General features: G+C 71.1%; 18 protein-coding genes and 1 pseudogene. 15 read left to right on the top strand and 4 right to left on the bottom strand.

The features are described 5' to 3' along the window. Both N4P33_RS19975 and N4P33_RS19970 read right to left on the bottom strand, forming a co-directional pair. Positions 1–276 (bottom strand): annotated as a pseudogene (locus tag N4P33_RS19975) (4-alpha-glucanotransferase); the annotation flags it as partial. Next, positions 276–596: a hypothetical protein gene (locus N4P33_RS19970; RefSeq protein WP_260828004.1), complete on the bottom strand. Its 321-nt coding sequence runs from the start codon at positions 594–596 to the stop codon at positions 276–278. The gene N4P33_RS19970 and the pseudogene N4P33_RS19975, both read right to left, overlap by 1 nt. Positions 597–835: 239 nt before the next feature. Between N4P33_RS19970 and N4P33_RS19965 the strand changes: the two genes are divergently transcribed. The 8 genes from N4P33_RS19965 to N4P33_RS19930 all read left to right on the top strand — a co-directional run bounded on the left by N4P33_RS19965 (position 836) and on the right by N4P33_RS19930 (position 8,878). Further along, positions 836–1,450, top strand: coding sequence for an RNA polymerase sigma factor (locus N4P33_RS19965; protein WP_260828003.1), 615 nt, complete (start codon positions 836–838; stop codon positions 1,448–1,450). Then, complete coding sequence (locus N4P33_RS19960; RefSeq protein ID WP_260828002.1) at positions 1,447–2,457, top strand: zf-HC2 domain-containing protein; 1,011 nt, start codon at positions 1,447–1,449, stop codon at positions 2,455–2,457. Before N4P33_RS19965 ends, N4P33_RS19960 begins: the two co-directional genes overlap by 4 nt. A 38-nt stretch (positions 2,458–2,495) precedes the next feature. Then, complete coding sequence (locus N4P33_RS19955; protein ID WP_260828006.1) at positions 2,496–3,263, top strand: ABC transporter ATP-binding protein; 768 nt, start codon at positions 2,496–2,498, stop codon at positions 3,261–3,263. Beyond that, on the top strand, positions 3,260–4,621 hold the full coding sequence (locus N4P33_RS19950; protein WP_260828001.1) for a hypothetical protein: 1,362 nt from the start codon (positions 3,260–3,262) through the stop codon (positions 4,619–4,621). Before N4P33_RS19955 ends, N4P33_RS19950 begins: the two co-directional genes overlap by 4 nt. Further along, positions 4,618–5,223: a hypothetical protein gene (locus tag N4P33_RS19945; RefSeq protein ID WP_260828000.1), complete on the top strand. Its 606-nt coding sequence runs from the start codon at positions 4,618–4,620 to the stop codon at positions 5,221–5,223. The genes N4P33_RS19950 and N4P33_RS19945 overlap by 4 nt, the downstream gene beginning before the upstream one ends. A gap of 374 nt (positions 5,224–5,597) precedes the next feature. After that, positions 5,598–5,945, top strand: coding sequence for a hypothetical protein (locus N4P33_RS19940; RefSeq protein WP_260827999.1), 348 nt, complete (start codon positions 5,598–5,600; stop codon positions 5,943–5,945). Positions 5,946–6,032: 87 nt separating this feature from the next. Continuing rightward, on the top strand, positions 6,033–6,713 hold the full coding sequence (locus N4P33_RS19935; protein ID WP_260828005.1) for an ABC transporter ATP-binding protein: 681 nt from the start codon (positions 6,033–6,035) through the stop codon (positions 6,711–6,713). Continuing rightward, positions 6,713–8,878 (top strand): permease, encoded by a 2,166-nt coding sequence (locus N4P33_RS19930; protein ID WP_260827998.1) that lies wholly within the window; start codon positions 6,713–6,715, stop codon positions 8,876–8,878. Before N4P33_RS19935 ends, N4P33_RS19930 begins: the two co-directional genes overlap by 1 nt. Before the next feature lie 84 nt (positions 8,879–8,962). On the opposite strand, the gene N4P33_RS19925 is transcribed toward N4P33_RS19930, so the two are convergent. Beyond that, entirely contained in the window at positions 8,963–9,499 is a 537-nt protein-coding gene (locus N4P33_RS19925; RefSeq protein WP_081237222.1) for an HNH endonuclease, read from the bottom strand. Between the two features lie 330 nt (positions 9,500–9,829). Between N4P33_RS19925 and N4P33_RS19920 the strand changes: the two genes are divergently transcribed. The 7 genes from N4P33_RS19920 to N4P33_RS19890 all read left to right on the top strand — a co-directional run bounded on the left by N4P33_RS19920 (position 9,830) and on the right by N4P33_RS19890 (position 17,911). Then, positions 9,830–10,930 carry a mechanosensitive ion channel family protein gene (locus N4P33_RS19920; protein ID WP_260827997.1) on the top strand — a complete coding sequence of 367 codons (1,101 nt, stop codon included), beginning with the start codon at positions 9,830–9,832 and terminating at the stop codon, positions 10,928–10,930. A gap of 235 nt (positions 10,931–11,165) precedes the next feature. Further along, positions 11,166–12,383: an ROK family transcriptional regulator gene (locus N4P33_RS19915; protein ID WP_260827996.1), complete on the top strand. Its 1,218-nt coding sequence runs from the start codon at positions 11,166–11,168 to the stop codon at positions 12,381–12,383. A 149-nt stretch (positions 12,384–12,532) separates the two neighbouring features. Beyond that, positions 12,533–13,858, top strand: a complete 1,326-nt coding sequence (locus N4P33_RS19910; protein ID WP_260827995.1) for an ABC transporter substrate-binding protein — start codon at positions 12,533–12,535, stop codon at positions 13,856–13,858. A gap of 6 nt (positions 13,859–13,864) precedes the next feature. Further along, on the top strand, positions 13,865–14,809 hold the full coding sequence (locus N4P33_RS19905; RefSeq protein ID WP_260827994.1) for a carbohydrate ABC transporter permease: 945 nt from the start codon (positions 13,865–13,867) through the stop codon (positions 14,807–14,809). Next, complete coding sequence (locus N4P33_RS19900; RefSeq protein ID WP_260827993.1) at positions 14,806–15,696, top strand: carbohydrate ABC transporter permease; 891 nt, start codon at positions 14,806–14,808, stop codon at positions 15,694–15,696. Before N4P33_RS19905 ends, N4P33_RS19900 begins: the two co-directional genes overlap by 4 nt. Before the next feature lie 2 nt (positions 15,697–15,698). Beyond that, on the top strand, positions 15,699–16,964 hold the full coding sequence (locus tag N4P33_RS19895) for a 6-phospho-beta-glucosidase (RefSeq protein ID WP_260827992.1): 1,266 nt from the start codon (positions 15,699–15,701) through the stop codon (positions 16,962–16,964). Further along, positions 16,964–17,911 carry an N-acetylglucosamine kinase gene (locus N4P33_RS19890; RefSeq protein WP_399029791.1) on the top strand — a complete coding sequence of 316 codons (948 nt, stop codon included), beginning with the start codon at positions 16,964–16,966 and terminating at the stop codon, positions 17,909–17,911. The genes N4P33_RS19895 and N4P33_RS19890 overlap by 1 nt, the downstream gene beginning before the upstream one ends. Positions 17,912–18,063: 152 nt before the next feature. On the opposite strand, the gene N4P33_RS19885 is transcribed toward N4P33_RS19890, so the two are convergent. Continuing rightward, on the bottom strand, positions 18,064–18,272 hold a 209-nt coding region (locus N4P33_RS19885), incomplete at its 5' end, for a hypothetical protein (RefSeq protein WP_260827990.1).

The following is an 18,272-nucleotide window of genomic DNA, read 5'->3' as shown; positions in this document are numbered from 1 at the left end:
GGGGAGGGCGGCGAGCGCGGCCGGCGGCTCGCTCCCCCACCCGACGACGGTGGGCGGCAGCAGCCGCTGCTCCAGCTCCCGCTCGCGGGCGGCGAGCGCGTCGCGTACGGCCCCGGGGGTGCTCGCGTCCACGCCGAGGGCGGCGAGGGTGAGGGTGACGGCGGTGGCCGAGGCGGCGACCGTACGGTCCGGGGAGGGGCTGTAGGAGGTGGCGACGCCGTGCAGGGCGGCGAGCCGGGACAGGTCCTCGGAACAGGGCTCGGCCGGCGCGGTCACTAGGGCTCCGGGCGGTACTGGGCCGGGAAGGCGTCGAGTCCGGACGGGTCGGTGTCCGTGCCGTAGTCCACGAACCCGTCGGACTCGCTGGTCATCGGCGCGGTGTCGGCGAGCGGCGGCTCGCTGGTGAGGGGTTCGGCGTCGGGCAGCGGGGGTTCGCTGGTGAGGGGGACCTCGGTGCAGGGGCCTTCGGCGCTGAACACGCAGGCGTGCAGCCCCTCGGCGCCGGCGGACGCGTGCGGGCCCTCGGGGGCGGCGGAGGACGGCTCCGCCCAGGGTTTGGACAGGGCCGGGGACGGGACGTACGCGGGTGCAGCCACAGGTTGGCCTCCTCGTCGGGCACGGCTGTGCGGGCCACCGGGCGGTCTGTCCGGCGGTTATCCCGCAGCCCTACCCAGCGGACGCGAGACCAGACGCACAAACCCGCACAACGTGCTCCTGGTCACATTCTCTTCCCCCACAGCCGGCCACGAAAATCACCCGGCCCCGGTTCTTCGACCTGCGGTGAACCGGCGGCGGCGGATTCGTCGATAGACGGGGTGTGAGACTGTTCCGCCCCATGGGGGGCCATCGGGAGAAGGACGAGGGGGACTCCGACGCGGCGCTTCTCCGGGCCGTCGCGGGCGGGGACTCCGGGGCGCTGGCCGCGTTGTACGACCGGCACGCCGGCTGGTTGCACGCGCGGCTGAGCCGGCGCTGCGCCGACCCCGAGGTCGTGCGTGAGGTCCTTCAGGACACGTTCGTCACCGTGTGGCGGTCGGCGGACGCCCATCGCGGCACGGAGGCCGGGGGCTGGCTGTGGACCATCGCCGCCCGACGCCTGGTGGACGCGTACCGGGCGCAGGAGCGGGTGACGCGGCTGCGCACCGCGCCGATGGAGGAGGCACCGGCCGACGGCGTGTCGCCGGTGTCCGTGCCTTCCGCGCCGTCCGCTGAGGACCGGGTGCTGGCGGAGCTGGAGTACGGCGATGTGGGCACCGCGCTGGACCGGATCTCGCCCGAACTGCGCGAGGTGCTGCGGGCCACCGTCGTCGACGGGCTGAGCACCGCCGAGACGGCACGGCTGCTCGGGATCCCCGAGGGGACCGTCAAGTCCCGTGCCCGCCGCGCCCGCGCGGAACTACGGGCGGCCCTCGCCCAGTTGAGCCCGACGCCGTTGGGAGGCCCGGCATGACCGACTGGCACGCGTCCGAGCACCAGGTGATCCATTACGCCGACGGCTCGCTGCCGGAGCCGGACGCCTGGTCGCTGGAGAAACACCTGGAGTCCTGCGGTGCCTGCGCCCAGCGCGTCTCGCACGCGGTGCGCCGGACCGCGGCCGGGGTGGCACTGGCCGGGATCAGGGAGGCGGTACTGACCGAGGTGCGGGGGGCCGCGGCGGCGGACGTACCGGAATCCGCGTCCGTCACGGCACCGGCACCCGTCACGGCACGGGCGTCCGTCGCGGCGTCCGTGCCCGTCGGGGCACCGGCATCCCTCACGGCATCGGCATCGGCATCGGCACCCGCATCCGTACGGTCTCCCGCCCCGGTGTCCGTCTGGCGGAGCCTGCGCTCCGCGCCGGTCCGTGCCCTGTGGGCGATGGGGCCGGCCGTGCGCGGGGCATGGCTGCCTGCCGTTCTGCTGGTCGCCGTCGGTGCGGTCGCCCTCGCCCATGCGGGCGGCCTGCCGGATGCGCGCCCCTGGCTGCTGGCGCTGGCTCCGGTCGTACCGGTCGCCGGGGTCGCTCTGTCCTACGGGCCGCACGCCGATCCGATGCACGAGATCGTCGCGTCCACCCCCTCGGCCGGGCTGCGGCTGGTGCTGATGCGCACGGCCACCGTCCTGGCGGTGAGCCTCCCCCTGCTGACCCTCGCCGGGGTGATGCTGCCGTCGTCGGACGCCCCGAACGCGGCCGCCTGGCTGCTGCCCGGTCTCGCGCTGACCCTGGCCTCCCTCGCTCTGGCCTGCTGCCTGGGTCTGCGCACGGCCACGCTCGTGACCGGCGGCGGCTGGTTGTCCGTGGTCTTCGGTCCGCTGCTCGCGGCGCCGGGCGAACGGCTCACCGCCCAGCTGAGCGAGCGGCTGACCGATGTCCTCGCCGGCGCACCGGCGCAGGGTGCCTGGGCGGCCGCGGCCACCCTGTGTGCCGCTGTGCTGGCCGTGCACCGTCCGTCCTTCCGGCGCCTGGAGAAGAGTTGAGCGAAGTGCTGAGTACGTCCCCGATCACCGCCGTCCGGATCGTCGGTCTGAGCGTCCGGCACCGCAGGACCGTCGCGCTCGACGCGGTCGACCTGGACTTCGGTCCCGGTGTCCACGGACTGCTGGGCCCGAACGGCGCCGGCAAGACCTCGCTGATCCGCGTCCTCGCCACGGTCGCCGAACCGGCCGCCGGGCACGTGGAGATCCTCGGCCACGACGCGGGCGATCCGCGCCGGCGCGGCCCGCTCCGCCGGAAGCTGGGCTATCTGCCCCAGGACTTCGGCTACTACCCGGGCTTCACGGTGCGGGAGTTCATCGCGTACGTGGCCTGGCTGAAGGAGATGCCGACGGCCGGGATTCCGGCGGCGGTGGAGCGGGCAGTGGCCCGCGTCGGCCTCGCCGACCGTATCGACGCCAAGGTGCGCAGCCTCTCCGGCGGCATGATCCGCCGGGTCGGCATCGCGCAGGCGATCGTCAACGACCCCCGGGTGCTGCTGCTCGACGAGCCGACGGCCGGTCTGGACCCCGAGCAGCGCGTGGAGTTCCGCGCTCTGCTGCGCGAGCTCGGCGGCTCGTCCACCGTCATCGTCTCCACCCACCTGGTGGAGGACGTGGCGGCGGCGTGCACCGAGGTGACCCTCATGGACACGGGCCGGGTCGCCTACCGCGGCACCCCCGAGTCGCTGTGCGCGCTCGGCGAGACGGCGGGCGGCGCCGGGGACCACCCCCTGGAGCGCGGCTACACGGCTGCGCTGCGGGCCCACCGCTCGCCCGCCGCCCGACGCGCAGGGGAGGCGGTCCGTTGAGCCTCGATACGGCAACCGCCCCCGTCTCCCCCGCCACCGCCGGGCCGCCGCGCCCGTCCCTCACCCGGCACCCGCTGCGCGGCGAAGTGCTGCGCGGCTTCGCCCCGGTGGCCGGATCCGCCATGCTGCTGATGCTGCTGGTGGCACTGGGCGTCTCTGCTGAGCAGTGGCAGGGCGGGTGGGCGGAGACCCGCGAACATCTGCACCTGACCACCGTGTTGCTCGGCGTGCCCCTGGCTCTGGCGGCGGGCTGCTGGCAGGGCGGCCGGGAGCGCCGCCGTGGCACGGAGGAACTGCTGGCGTCGGCCGCGCGCGGTCGTACGGCCGGTTTCGTGGCGTCGGCCCTGCCGGTCGCCCTCTGGCTCGCCGCGGGTTACGCCGTCGCCGCGACCGCCGCCCATCTGGCCACCTGGTACTGCTCCATGGGCGACCGGCCCCGTCTGGCCACGCCGCTCACGGACGCGGCCGTCCTGGTGTGCGCCTCGCTCCTGGGCCAGGTGGCGGGCCGCGTGGTGGCCTGGCGGCTGACGGCGCCGCTGCTGGCGGCGGCCGGGTATGTCGTGCTCGGCATGCTGGACCACGGCAACCGCGACACCGTCAGATACCTCTCCCCGCTCGCCGACGGCTCGTTGACCGCGGTGCCGGTGTGGTGGCAGCCGCTGGTGATGGTGGCGTGGACGGGGGGTCTCGCGATCGCCGCGGTTCTCGCCTGTACGGCCCGCCGCGGCCTGGTGGCGCTGCTGCCGCTGGCCGCGGCGGGCGCCGCGGGCACACTGCTGCTGCAGACGGGCGACGGCCTGTGGCGCACCGACCCACTGGCCCACCGTCAGGTGTGCGACACCTCCACCACCCCGGACATCTGCGTCAATGCGCGCTATGCGGAGATGCTCCCCCAGGTCAGGGACGCCCTGTCCGGGCTGACGGGCCGCCTGGAGGGCGTACGGAATGTGCCAGTGCGTTTCGAGGACCTCCCGGGCCGGCCGGGCCCGGACGAGGCGGAACTGCCGATGATGACGCCGCTCGGCTGGTCGGTGGTACGGGGCCGGCTCACCGACCCGCGGGAGTACGCCTGGGCGGCCGGGATGATGCTCCAGGGCGGTGGAGAGTGCGACGCCACGGATCCGCGGGCGCAAAGGGTGCATGACGCCGTGGAGCACTTTCTGGCACCGAGCCCGCTGTCCCGGTACTTCGACGAGCAGAAGGCGGAGCGGGGCGAGGCCGACCGCGCCGAACTGAAGAAGCGGCTCGCAGCCCGCGCCCGCCTCACGTCCATGGGCGACGAGGAGCGCCGCGCCTGGCTGTCGCGGTACTTCGCAGTCCGCGGCGAGTGCGACCCGAGCGTGGTGCCGGCGCTGTGACCCATGGACTCGTCCTCTACGCCCGCTCCCGCGCCCTGCCGCGCACGGTGCTCGTGCTCGCCGCGACGGCCGTGCTCGCCGTCTGCGGCGCCCGGGGCCTGAACGCCTACGTCGACCCGTACCGGCAGATCCCGGTGGTCGCGCTGGCCCCGCTGTTCGCGGCGGCGGTCATCGGCACCAGTCTGCACAGCGCGTCCGAGGAGCTGGACCGCACCGCCGTACGCCCGTGGTGGCGCCGGCGCCTGGTCCACCTCCTGGCCCTGACCTGCTGCACAGCCCTCCTGCTCGCAGCATCCGTCGCCGGCTCACCGTCCCCCTTCGGCCCCCCGGCGATGATCCGCAACACCCTCGGCTGCACGGGCCTGACCGCCGCGTCGGCGACCCTCCTGGGCGCCCGCCTGAGCTGGCTCCCGGCCTTCGCGTACGTGAGCGCGGTGTACATCGGCGCAGCGAGCGCCAGGAGCTCCCTGCTCCCGCTCTGGGCTTGGCCGGTCCAACCGGCCGCCCAGCCGGGCGCCTGGCTGGCCTCCCTGACCCTCCTGACCGCAGGCACCACGGTGTACGCCACGTACGGGGCCCGGCGAGAGGGACCGAGGGCCTGACACGATGTTACTGATCAGTTCAGGCCAACAAGATTCCCGTAACTTGCCTATGAACCAAGGGGGTTGTACACCACGACAGCCCCGCGACTTCACCATCCGCTTCACCTCGACACGTCAGCCAAGCCAAAGTCGCCTGCTGCACGCAGCACATTCCGTTTCACCCTCGATCCTCACCGATGAACGAAAGACAAACCAGGAACAATCAACCATTCACCTCCGAGCGCCATTGAGTCATCCCCTCGAAATGTGCCGCCGTCCGGACCTCGACCTGTGTGATCGTCGTGTCGGCTGGGACGAGGACGAGCTGTGGCATCGGCGCCATGTCATAGCAACTCGACGTGACCACCAGTCAGTTGACCAACGAGGGGAAAGCAATGAAGAGAATCAGGTTCGTCGCCGCCGCGATGCTCACGGCTGCGCTCGCTGTACCCACGGCCACTGCCGTTGCAGCCGATGCCCGTGGTGGCGGTGCTCATGCCTGGTCTCCGGCTGCGGGGGGCGACAGCGGGAAGATAGCCGTCAAGGACAACAGCTCGGACGGCGACCCGGTGAAGGCCGAGTACTACCGGACGTCCAGCCCGGACACGAAGCGAACCCTGTGGAACCACAGCGGGCCGGGCACCACCGCCTACTCCGGCGACGGGTCCCGGATCTACAAGTTCAAGGCGTGCGACGAGAACAACGGCAGCCCGGACGACTGCTCCGGCTGGGTCATTCCGTAACGCGTCGATCCGCGCGATGCATGCGCCGCACCAGCCCGAGCCGGGCTGGTGCGGCATTCCCATTTCTGACAAGAGGCTAATTCTGTGATGCGAAGTGATGTGTCCGGGCTCCGGGTGAGTGGGCTGTGTTATCAGGTCGGGGGACGGACGCTCCTCGATCAAGTGGAGCTGGCCGTTGCGCCTGGGGAGTCGGTGGCGGTGACTGGGCCCAGTGGCTCCGGCAAGTCGACGCTGCTCATGTGCATACTCGGCCTGATCAAGCCGCAGAAGGGCACGATCACGGCCGGAGGCCGCGAGATCACCGGGCTCGGGTCCGCGCAGCTCGCCCAGGCGCGGCGGGACAGCCTCGGCATGGTCTTCCAGTTCGGCGAGCTCCTTCCCGAGCTCACCCCGGTGGAGAACGTGGCCCTTCCGGTGCTTCTCGGCGGGGGCAGCCATCAGGACGCCTGCTTACGGGCGGAGAACCTTCTCGGTGAACTCGGCGTACCCGTCGGCTCCACCCCGACCGGCCTGCTCTCCGGCGGTGAACGTCAGCGCACCGCGGTGGCCCGCGCGCTGATCACCGAGCCCGCCGTGCTCCTCGCCGACGAACCCACTGGCGCGCTCGACCCCGAGGCCAAGGAGGGAGTCGCCCGCCTGCTCTTCACCGCGGCACGTGACCGGGGCTGTGCACTGCTGCTGGTCACACACGACCCCTCGGTGGCCGGCCAGGCGGACCGCCGTCATGAGCTGCAGGGCGGGATCCTGAGCGAAGCCGGAGCTCTGTGATGCTGATGCGGACGCACCTGCGCACCACAGGAACGCTGGTCAGGGTCGGTCTCGCCGCAGGCCGCGCCACTCCGGGCGACCGCCTGCGCTGGTGGGGCCTGTTCGGCGCCGCCCTCGCCGTCGCGTTCGTCGCGTTGGCGACCGTGGCCACCACAGCCACCTACGACGGCCGCGAGACCAGGGCGGACGCCAGGGGACCGGTGATCACCGGCGCGGAGCATGCCGCACTGCTGTACCGGGAGGGCGCCGACCGCGTCGGCACGCGGCCCGTGTCGGTCGTGTTCGTCCACCCTCTGACGCCCGATGCACCTGTCCCGGCCGGAGTGACCCGGTGGCCCGAGCCTGGCGGGGTCCTGCTGTCGCCCGAATTGCTGCGTACGGGCCGCGCGGAGGGCATCACGACACGGTACGGGTCGTTCGCCGGGACGATCAGCACGGAGGGACTGGTGACACCGTCCGAGCGGATCGCGTACGTCCGGGTCAAGGATCTGCCGCCGAAGGACGATCATCGCTGGCTGCCCGTGGCCGCGTTCGGTGGTGGCGGGGGCGCGACCGGGGAAATGGCCGACCAACGGTCGTTGTCCTTCCCGCTCATGGCGTTGTGGGCCCTGACCGGGTTGCCCGCGCTCGCCCTGGCGGTGGTCGCCGCACGGGTCGGCTCCCGCTCACGTGACCGCCGTAGCGGCCTGCTCCAGGCGCTCGGCGGGACATGGCGGCATCGCATGATCGTCAACGTCGGTGAAGCCGCGATCCCCGCGACTCTGGGCACCCTGACGGCCCTCGTCCCCTACGCCGTCGCCTCGGCGTGGGACATCCGTCTGGCGCCCACCGGATACCTCCTCGACCACCGTGACCTGGCAGCCGCATGGCCCACCGCCGGCGGGGCCGCTGTCGCGTCACTCCTGCTCGTCCTGGGCATCGTTGTGGGCACCCACCGCGTGCACCAGGACGGCAGGTCCACCCGCCCGGCCTCCTTCTCCTCTCGCGTCCCCGCCTGGCGCCTGGTGGTGTGTGGGCTCGGAGTGGGCCTCGTCCTGCTGAGCCAGTACGTGCCGCGCAAGGCCCAGCTGGTGGTGTTCAGCTGCGGCACCGTCGTGATGTGGGCGTTTCTGTCGTCCGTCGTGGCTCTCGTCACCCGCCGCCTGGGCGCATGGCTCGCTGACAGCGGCAGACGCTCAGGACACGCGGGCCGCATGATCGGCGGACGCTGGACCCACGCCCATCCCGGCGTCATCGTGCGTCTGGCTCTGGCCATGGTGATCGGCATCGGCATCGTCGCCCAGATGCAGGTGTGGACCAGCCGGCTCGGGACGCAGTCCCAGGCGGCGATGACCACCCATGAGCGGATCAAGGACACGGTGGTCGAGCTGACCACCGGCGGTATGACCACGGCGCAGACGGAACACTTCCGCTCCTCCCTCCCGCCCGGTTCGCTGCTGCTGACCCGCACCGTCCACGATCCGGGACCGGCCAAAGAGCCTTGGGTGACGCTCGCGGGATCCTGCCGAGACCTGCGCGTCCTGCGTATCGCCTGCGCCGACGGCACCGGAGCGGCCACGGGACCCGGCGCTCAGGTGGAGGAGATGCGCCGCTGGTACGGAGACATCACGTTCGCCCAGGTCTCGAGCTTGAGCATCCGGCCGGACGGCACCCAGTCCCTCGTCGTCGTGACGCCCACACCCGGGCAACTCGCCGCGGTCAAGGAGGCCGCCTACACCCTGCCCAATCCGTCGGTGCAGGTCACCGCGCTCGGCGAGACCTGGCTGGGCTCCTCGCGTTCCCGGCTGCCGAACTGGATCCAGCTGTTCGGCGTCACCGGCATTCTCTTCCTGCTCGTGGCCGGTGCGGTGAGCGCGGCCGCCGAGTTCGTCCGGATCCGCCACGCACTGGCGCCGCTCGCCGTACTGACCGGCCGCCGCCGTGTCTTCCGGTCCGTGAGCTCCTGGCACCTGACCGTGCCGCTGCTCATCGCCACGGTCGCGGCCGGCGCCATCACCGCGTGGCACTCCGTCTTCTTCATCGCCCTGGTGCAGGAAGGCGCGGTCTCCTGGACCGTGCTGACGGCAGGCATCGCGACCTGCGCCGCCGTCTCGCTCACGGTCGGGTTCCTCGGCGCCAGGGCGGCAGCACGGGAGGCCGACCGGTGGAGACCCGCGGCCGACTGACCGCACTCCCGGGGGGAACGGGGTTCCCCCTGGGGCGGCCGAAGCCCGGGACAGTCCCGGCGTACGCAAAAGCCCGGATCGGCGTCAGGCTGAGATGCCGTCGATCCGGGCCAAGGCGTCGTCCGCGCCGTACGGCTGCAGGTAGGGCAGCCAGCGCGGGTCCCTATGGCCGGTGCCGATGATGCGCCAGGCCAGGCCGGTGGGCGGAGCCGGTTTGTGGCGCAGCCGCCAGCCCAGCTCGAACAGATGCCGGTCGGCCTTCACGTGGTTGCAGCGGCGGCAGGAGGCCACCACGTTGTCCCAGACGTGCTTGCCCCCGCGGCTGCGCGGGATGACGTGGTCGACGCTGGTTGCGACGCCACCGCAGTACATGCACCGGCCGCCGTCACGCGCGAAGAGCGCGCGCCTTGTCAGAGGAACGGGCCCCCGGTAGGGAACCCGCACGAAACGCTTGAGCCGGACCACGCTGGGTGCGGGGACGGTGACGGTTGCGCTGTGCAGATAGGCGCCGGACTCCTCGAGGCATACGGCCTTGTTCTCGAGGACGAGGACGAGCGCGCGGCGGAGCGGTACGACGCCGAGTGGCTCGTACGACGCGTTGAGGACCAGGACATGCGGCACGGATGCCTCCTTGTACGCCGGCGGCGCGTGGCTCGCGCCGGGACGATTTCGTAGTCAGTCTCCCCTCATGCCTGGTGGAAGCGCCACCATGTCCCGGTAACGGGCTGGGAGTGTTTTCGACCACACAGGAATGTCATCCCCCGGATCATGGCCTGTTCAAGCGCAGGTGAGGGCCGTCTCTTCTTCACGACAGGGGCCGGTTCCTTCACAATGCCCCGTTAGTGTGGTGGTTCTGCCCGTACCGGTGACCCTTTCGTTACCTTGCCGATCTTGCCGAACAGACCTTGACCACAGCACCGGGGGCAGACCGTGCGCCTGGAGGTACCTGTCGTGTCCTTGTCCGTAGCGGACGCCGTCCTGGCGGCCGCGAGCCCTTCGCCGACGCCCTCGGAGTCCGAGTCACCGCAGGTGCCCTCGCTCCGGGACGCCCAGGAGAGCGCCACCAACGCCGCGGGCTGGGTCGAGGAGAACTGGTCGACCTGGCTCGCGATCGGCCTGCGGGTGCTGCTGATCGTGGTGATCGCGGTCGTGCTGCGGGTGATCGTGCGGCGGGCGATCACCAAGCTCATCGACCGGATGTCCCGCACCGGCGACGCCGTGGACGGCACCGCGCTGGGCGGCCTGCTGGTCAACGCCGAGCGGCGCCGGCAGCGCTCGCAGGCCATCGGCTCGGTGCTGCGCTCGGTCGCGTCCTTCCTGATCCTCGGCACCGCCGCCCTGATGGTGCTCGGCACCTTCCAGATCAACCTCGCCCCGCTGCTGGCCTCGGCCGGTGTCGCGGGCGTCGCGATCGGCTTCGGCGCGCGCAATCTGGTGACGGACTTCCTCTCCGGCGTCTTCATGATCCTGGAGGACCAGTACGGCGTCGGCGACACCGTCGACGCGGGCGTGGCCACCGGCGAGGTCATCGAGGTCGGACTGCGGGTGACCAAGCTGCGCGGCGACAACGGCGAGATCTGGTACGTCCGCAATGGCGAGGTCAAGCGGATAGGCAACCTCTCCCAGGGCTGGGCGACCGCCAACGTCGACGTCACCGTCCGCTCCGACGAGGACCTGGAGCGGGTGAAGGCCACGCTCGACGAGGTCGCGGAGAAGATGGGCAAGGAGGAGCCCTGGAACGAGCTCCTGTGGAGCCCCGTCGAGGTGCTCGGCCTGGACTCGGTGCTGCTGGACTCCATGGTGGTCCGCGTCTCGGCGAAGACGATGCCGGGCAAGTCCCTCACGGTGGAGCGCGAGCTGCGCTGGCGCATCAAGCGGGCGTTCGACGCCGCCGGCATCCGCATCGTCGGCGGCGCGACGACCCCGGAGGACCCGGAGCCGGGCGCCGACCCGACGGCGGCCGTCGCGCCCCCGTCGGCGTACGCGAGCTCGGTCTCCCCGCAGTCGGTCGCCGCGTCCCCGCTGACGCCACCGCCGAACACCACGAAGTAGCCGCCGCGCACGACGACCAGGGCGGCACCCGGGATCACATCACCGGGTGCCGCCCTTCGCGCATCCCCTTGACGCCCGCTCCGCGCCGGGCGTACGTTCCTGCCACCGCCGATAGGAAACTTTCCTAACAGTGATCGACGCGACCGACAGGCGCCAGCCCCTCCCCTCCCGGATGGACGCCCCGCACCGGCCGCTGAGAAGCTGGGCAGTCGACGAGAGGCAGGTGGCGCACCCCATGGCAGGAACCGCCGGCACGCCGGGCACCCCGCGCGTCCTGCGCGCCATGAACGATCGCGCGGCCCTGGACCTGCTGCTGGCGCACGGCCCGTTGTCCCGCACCCGGATCGGCAAGCTCACCGGCCTGTCCAAGCCGACCGCCTCCCAGCTCCTGGCCCGCCTGGAGGCCGCCGGACTGGTGCTCGCCACCGGCACCACCGAGGGCAGGCCAGGACCGGGCGCCCAGCTGTACGAGGTCAATCCGGCCGCCGCGTACGCCGCCGGCCTGGACGTCACCCCCGGCCGGATCGTGGCCGCCGTCGCCGACATCACGGGCCGCACGGTCGGCCGCTACGAGCTGCCCACCCCTGGCCGCCGCCCCGCCACGCCCGTCGTCCAGCAGGTGACCGACGCCCTGGACGGCGCCGTGAAGGAGGCGGGACTGGCCCGCGCCGACATCCACCGCCTGGTCATCGGCACCCCGGGCGCGTTCGACCCGAACACCGGCCGCCTGCGCTACGCCTCCCACCTGCCCGGCTGGCACTCCCCCACGCTGCTCGACGAACTCGCCGCCGCGCTGCCGATGCCGTTCGAGTACGAGAACGACGTCAATCTGGTCGCCGTGGCCGAACAGCGCCTCGGCGCGGCCCGTGGCCACGCTGACTTCGTGCTGCTGTGGAACCAGGAGGGCCTCGGTGCCGCCCTGGTCCTCGGCGGGCGGCTGCACCGGGGCTTCACCGGCGGCGCGGGCGAGGTCGGCTTCCTGCCGGTGCCCGGCACGCCCCTGGTCCGCCAGGTCACCAAGGCCAACAGCGGCGGCTACCAGGAGCTGGCGGGCGCCCAGGCGGTCCCGAAGCTGGCCCGCGAGCTGGGCGTCCCCGACATCCCCCAGGGCCATTACACCGAGGTGGCCGCCGCCCTCCTGGAACGCGCCGCCGAGGCCCCGGAGGACGACGAGCGCCACCGCACGCTCCTCACGACCTACGCGACCCGCCTCGCGACGGGTCTCGCCTCCCTTGTCTCCGTCCTGGACCCCGAAGTCGTCGTCCTGAGCGGTACCGGGCTCATCTCCGGGGGTGAGGCGCTGCGGGGCCTTGTCCAGGCGGAGTTGGAGGAACTGGCGGCGGCGCGTCCGCGGCTGCTGCTGGGTGATGTCCGTGAACACCCTGTCCTGCGTGGTGCCTTGGAGAGTGCGCTCGCTATGACACGCGACGAAGTCTTCGATACGTCACGCTGAGCTGCTCCGCGCCGAGAACGTTCGGTGGTTTGTGAAGCTGCCGGCCGGATGTGGCTGGTCGCGCCCACGCGGCGAAGCCGCACATCGATACAGCCCCGCGCCCCTGAAGGGGCGCGCCTCCGCCTCCCCTGCTTACAGGAGACCCCCTCATGCCCAGATTCAGCAGAAATGCGAGCTACATCCTCACCGTTCTTCTCCTCGCGACCGCCTGTACCGGCCAGTCGGACACCGGCGCGACCGACGACCCGAACGCCGAGACGACGATCACCTTCTGGCACGGCTGGAGCGCCCCCGCCGAGGTGAAGGCGGTCCAGGAGAACGTCGACCGCTTCGAGAAGGCGCACCCCAACATCAAGGTGAAGGTCGTCGGCAACATCAACGACGACAAGCTCAACCAGGCGCTGCGCGCGGGCGGCTCGAAGGGCCCGGACGTGGTGTCCTCCTTCACTACGTCCAACATCGGCACGTTCTGCTCCTCGGGCGCCTTCCTCGACCTGAAGCCCTTCATCGAGAAGTCGAAGCTCGATCTCGAGGCGATCATCCCGAAGCCGATGCTGGAGTACACCCAGTTCGAGGGCACCCGCTGCGCCCTGCCCCTCCTCGGCGACGCCTACGGCCTCTACTACAACAAGGACGCCTTCGAGAAGGCCGGCATCGAGCAACCGCCCAAGACCTGGTCGGAGTTCACCGAGGTCGCCAAGAAGCTGACCAAGCCCAAGGGCGACAGCTACGAGCAGCTCGGCTTCATGCCGAACTACCACGGTTACGAGACGGTCGTCGACCACTACATGTCCCAGTGGGACCACGCCTACTTCGACGCCGACGGCAAGTCGAACATCGCCAAGGACCCGGCGTTCGCCGACATGCTCACCTACCAGAAGAAGCTCGTCGACGAACTCGGCGGCTACGCCAGGCTGGAGAAGTACCGCAACACCTTCGGCGACGAATGGGGCGCCGAACACCCCTTCCACACCGGCCAGGTGGCGATGCAGCTCGACGGCGAGTGGCGCCTCGGCATGGCGAAGGACGCCGGTGTCGGCTTCGAGATCGGCACGGCCCCGCTGCCCGTCGCCGACGACGAGGTGGACGAGTACGGCAAGGGTTTCCTGTCCGGCACGATCATGGGCATCGCTCCGCAGAGCCAGAAGAAGAACGCGGCCTGGGAACTCGTGAAGTACATGACGACCGACACCGAGGCGGTCGTCGCCTTCGCCAACGCCATCCGCAACGTCCCGTCCACCTACGCGGCCCTGAAGTCCCCCGACCTCAAGACGGACCCGGCCTTCAAGACGTTCCTGGACATCGCCCAGCACCCCGAGTCGAACACCCCGCCGGCCTCCGTCAACGGCTCCGCCTACCAGCTGACCCTCCAGGACCTCGGCTACCGCTACGAGTCCGGCAAGGTGAAGGACCTCAAGGCCGCCCTGCGGAAGACCGCCGCGCAGATCGACCGCGACATCGAGCAGGCGAAGTAGCAGGCCATGACCAGCCCGACCCTGCCCTCCAGGCGCCGCGCCTCGACGCTGCGCACCCTGGCCTTCCTCTCCCCCTGGCTGATCGGCTTCGGCGTCTTCTTCGCCTACCCCCTGATCTCCACGGCGTACTTCTCCCTCATGAAGTACGACGGTTTCGGCGTCCCCGAATTCCGCGGCCTGGGCAACTGGACGTACGTCTTCCAGGACTACCCGCTCTTCTGGCCAGCCCTGCGCAACACCCTCTGGCTGGTCCTGGTCATGGTCACCCTGCGCGTGGTCTTCGGCCTGGGCGTGGGCCTGCTCATCACCAAGATCAAGACGGGCACGAACGTCTTCCGTACCCTCTTCTACCTCCCCTACCTGGCCCCACCGGTCGCGGCCACCCTGGCCTTCGTCTTCCTCCTCAACCCCGGCACGGGCCCGGTCAACTCCGTCCTCGAAGGCCTCGGGATCCCGGCCCCCGGCTGGTTCACGGACGCCGACTGGTCCAAGCCCGCCCTGACCGCCCTCGCGCTGTGGGGCGTGGGCGACCTGATGGTCATCTTCATGGCCGCGCTGCTGGACGTACCGAAGGAGCAGTACGAGGCCGCCGCCCTGGACGGCGCCTCCTCCTGGCAGCGCTTCCGCTACGTCACGCTGCCGCACATCTCACCGATCGTGCTGTTCGCCGTCGTCACCGGCGTCATCCAGACGATGCAGTACTACACACAGCCCCTGGTCGCGGGAAAGGTCGCGTCCGGCGTCATCGGCGGCTCCGGCCAGTCCTTCGAGCCGGGCTACCCCGACAAGTCGACCCTCACCCTCCCCCAACTCGTCTACAACCTCGGCTTCCAGCGCTTCGACTACGGCGCCGCCTGCGTCGTCGCCCTGGTCCTCTTCGCCCTCTCCATGGCGTTCACGGCCCTGCTGATGCGACGCCGGGGCGGCCTGATCCAGGCAGGTGACCGATGACCCAGCTGCTGGAACGCCCCTCACAGACCACTCCCCCCGCCGCAAGCCCCCCGGCCACCCGCCGCCGAGCGGCACTGCACTGGATCGCGGTCCACGCCCTCGGCATCGCCGCGGCCCTCTTCTTCACCCTGCCGTTCGTCTTCGTGGCTCTCACCTCGCTGATGAGCGACCAGCAGGCCCTCACCCGCGACCTGATCCCCGACACCTGGAACTGGGACAACTACCGCACGGTCCTGTCCACCGGCGGCTTCCTCACCTGGTGGAAGAACACCCTGCTCTACGCGTTCCTCGGCACCGCGCTCACCGTGCTGTCGTCGATCCCGGTGGCCTACGCGCTCGCCAAGTTCCGCTTCCGCGGCCGCAATCTCACCCTCATGCTGGTGATCTCGATGATGATGCTGCCTCCCCAGGTCGTCATCATCCCGATGTACCTGTTCTGGGCGAAGCAGCTGGACCTCTCCGGCACCCTGTGGCCCCTGATCATCCCCATGGCCTTCGGCGACGCCTTCTCGATCTTCCTGCTGCGCCAGTTCCTCACCACGATCCCCGACGAGTACCTGGACGCGGCCCGCGTGGACGGCTGCGGCGAACTCCGCACCCTCCTCAAGGTCGTACTCCCCATGGCCAGACCCGGCATAGCGGCCGTCGCCCTCTTCCAGTTCTTCTACGCCTGGAACGACTACTTCGGCCCCCAGATCTACGCCTCCGAGAATCCCGGCGCCTGGACCCTCTCCTACGGCCTGGAGTCCTTCAAGGGCGCCCACCACACCGACTGGAACCTCACCATGGCGGCGACCGTGCTGGTCATGGCCCCCGTGATCCTCGTGTTCTTCTTCGCCCAGAAGGCGTTCGTCGAGGGTGTCACCCTCACCGGAGTAAAGGGATAGCGATGAAACTCACCGTGGTCGGCGGCGGTTCGACCTACACCCCCGAACTCGTCGACGGCTTCGCCCGGTTGCGGGACACCCTGCCGGTGGAGGAACTCGTCCTCGTCGACCCGGCGGCGGACCGCCTGGAGCTGGTCGGCGGCCTCGCCCGCCGCATCTTCGCCCAGCAGGGGCACCCGGGCCGGATCGTCACCACCGCCGACCTGAACGCGGCCGTGGACGGTGCGGACGCGGTCCTCCTCCAACTCCGCGTCGGCGGCCAGGCGGCCCGCGAACAGGACGAGACCTGGCCCCTGGAATGCGGCTGCGTGGGCCAGGAGACCACCGGCGCCGGCGGCCTCGCCAAGGCCCTGCGCACGGTCCCCGTCGTCCTGGACATCGCCGAACGCGTCCGCCGGACCAACCCCGACGCCTGGATCATCGACTTCACCAACCCGGTCGGCATCGTCACCCGCGCCCTGCTCCAGAACGGCCACAAGGCGATCGGCCTGTGCAACGTGGCGATCGGCCTCCAGCGCAAGTTCGCAGCACTGCTCGGCGTCGAGGCATCCGACGTCCACCTGGACCACGTCGGTCTCAACCACCTCACCTGGGAGACCGGCGTCCGCCTGGGCGGCCCCGAGGGCGAGGACGTCCTCCCCCGTCTCCTCACCGACCACGGCGACACGATCGCCGCCGACCTCCGCCTGCCCCGCCCCCTCCTGACCCGCCTGGGCGTCGTCCCCTCCTACTACCTGCGCTACTACTACGCGCACGACGAGGTAGTCGACGAACTGCGCACGAAGCCGTCCCGGGCAGCCGAGGTGGCAGCGATGGAACGCCAACTCCTCGACCTCTACGCCGACCCGGCCCTGACCGAGAAGCCCGCCCTCCTCGCCAAACGGGGAGGCGCCTACTACTCCGAGGCGGCCGTGGACCTGGCCGCAGCCCTACTGGGCGGGACGGGCTCCCCGTACCAGGTGGTGAACACGTACAACAAGGGCACGCTGCCGTTCCTGCCGGACGACGCGGTGATCGAAGGACAAGCAGCGGTCGGCCCCAAAGGCGCGACGCCCCTCCCAGTGCGCACAGTGAACCCGCTGTACGCGGGCCTGATGGCAGGCGTCACGGCCTACGAACACCTGGCCCTGGAGGCAGCTTTGCACGGCGGCCGTGACCGCGTCTTCCGTGCCCTGCTGGCCCACCCCCTGATCGGCCAGCACGGCTACGCAGACCGCCTCACCGACCAGCTGATCGCTCACAACCGGGAGCACCTGGCGTGGGCGTGATCCTCGCCATCGACGCGGGCAACAGCAAGACCGACGTGGCCGTGGTGACGACGGACGGACAGGTCCTCACCACGGCACGCGGGGGCGCCTTCCGCCCACCCGCGGTCGGCCTCCGACCGGCCTTGAACGCGCTGGCGGACACGGTGACCCACGCCTTCGAGACCGCCGGCATCACCTCGGCCGACCACGTCTCGGCATGCCTGGCCAACGCCGACCTCCCCATCGAAGAACAACAACTCACCGCAGCCCTCACCGCACGCGCATGGGGAACCACGGTCGAGGTCCGCAACGACACGTTCGCCATCCTGCGCGCCGGTGTCACCGAACCCCGCGGCGTGGCGGTCGTCTGCGGCGCCGGCATCAACTGCGTGGGCATGCACCACGACCGCACGGCGCGCTTCCCTGCCCTGGGCCGCATCTCCGGAGACTGGGGCGGCGGTTGGCACCTGTCCGAGGAGGCACTGTGGCACGCCGCCCGCGCGGACGACGGCCGCGGCGAGGCCACCGCCCTGAGCGACACCTTGCCGGCCCACTTCGGCCTCCCCGACATGGCGTCCCTCATCGAGGCCCTGCATCTGGAGCACATCGCCCCGTCCCGCCGCCACGAACTGACCCCGGTCCTCTTCCGTACGGCGGCCGACGGCGACCCGGTCGCCCGGTCGATCATCGACCACCAGGCCGACGAAGTCGTCGCCATGGCCACGGTGGCTTTGACCCGCCTGAACCTCCTGACGGAGGAAACCCCGGTCCTCCTGGGCGGCAGCGTGCTGGCTGCGCAACACCCCCGACTCGACACCAGAATCCGCACACTTCTCTCCGAGAGGGCACCGAAGGCAGTCCCACGCGTGGTCAAGGAGAGCCCGGTCCTCGGGGCAGCGCTCCTGGGCATGGACCACCTCAACGCCCCGCGGGATGCCCAGGAACGGCTCCGAGTGCACTACCGCTGACTCCCGCACGTCGCATCACTGAGCGGTGATGATGCGGGCCGGGGGTGGGGGTCGCTCGCCCGCGCTTGCGGGGTGCCGCTGCGCCCACCCGTGCCGCCCTGGGGGTACCTCCCAGGCCCTTAAGGCACTGGGGGAGGCACGACTGCCCGCAGCTAGGGCGGGTGAGACCAGCCCGCGCAGCTGAGCAGGTAGACGCGTACGGCGAGCAAGCGCACCGCACCGTAGGCGTGCCGCAGGCGCGCGCGGCGGGGAGGGGACGGGGCGGTGGTGTCTGCCCGCAGCGGCTGGCGCGTCCGCGCCCGTACTCCGTTGAGTGACCTATTTCGCGCCAGACCGAGGACGGACACCACCGACCCGGCCC

The sequence above is a fragment of the Streptomyces sp. 15-116A genome (assembly GCF_025290915.1).
Lineage (GTDB): Bacteria > Actinomycetota > Actinomycetes > Streptomycetales > Streptomycetaceae > Streptomyces.
Note: the sequence above shows the minus strand (reverse complement) of the source record. Positions and strands in the feature narration are given on the sequence as shown.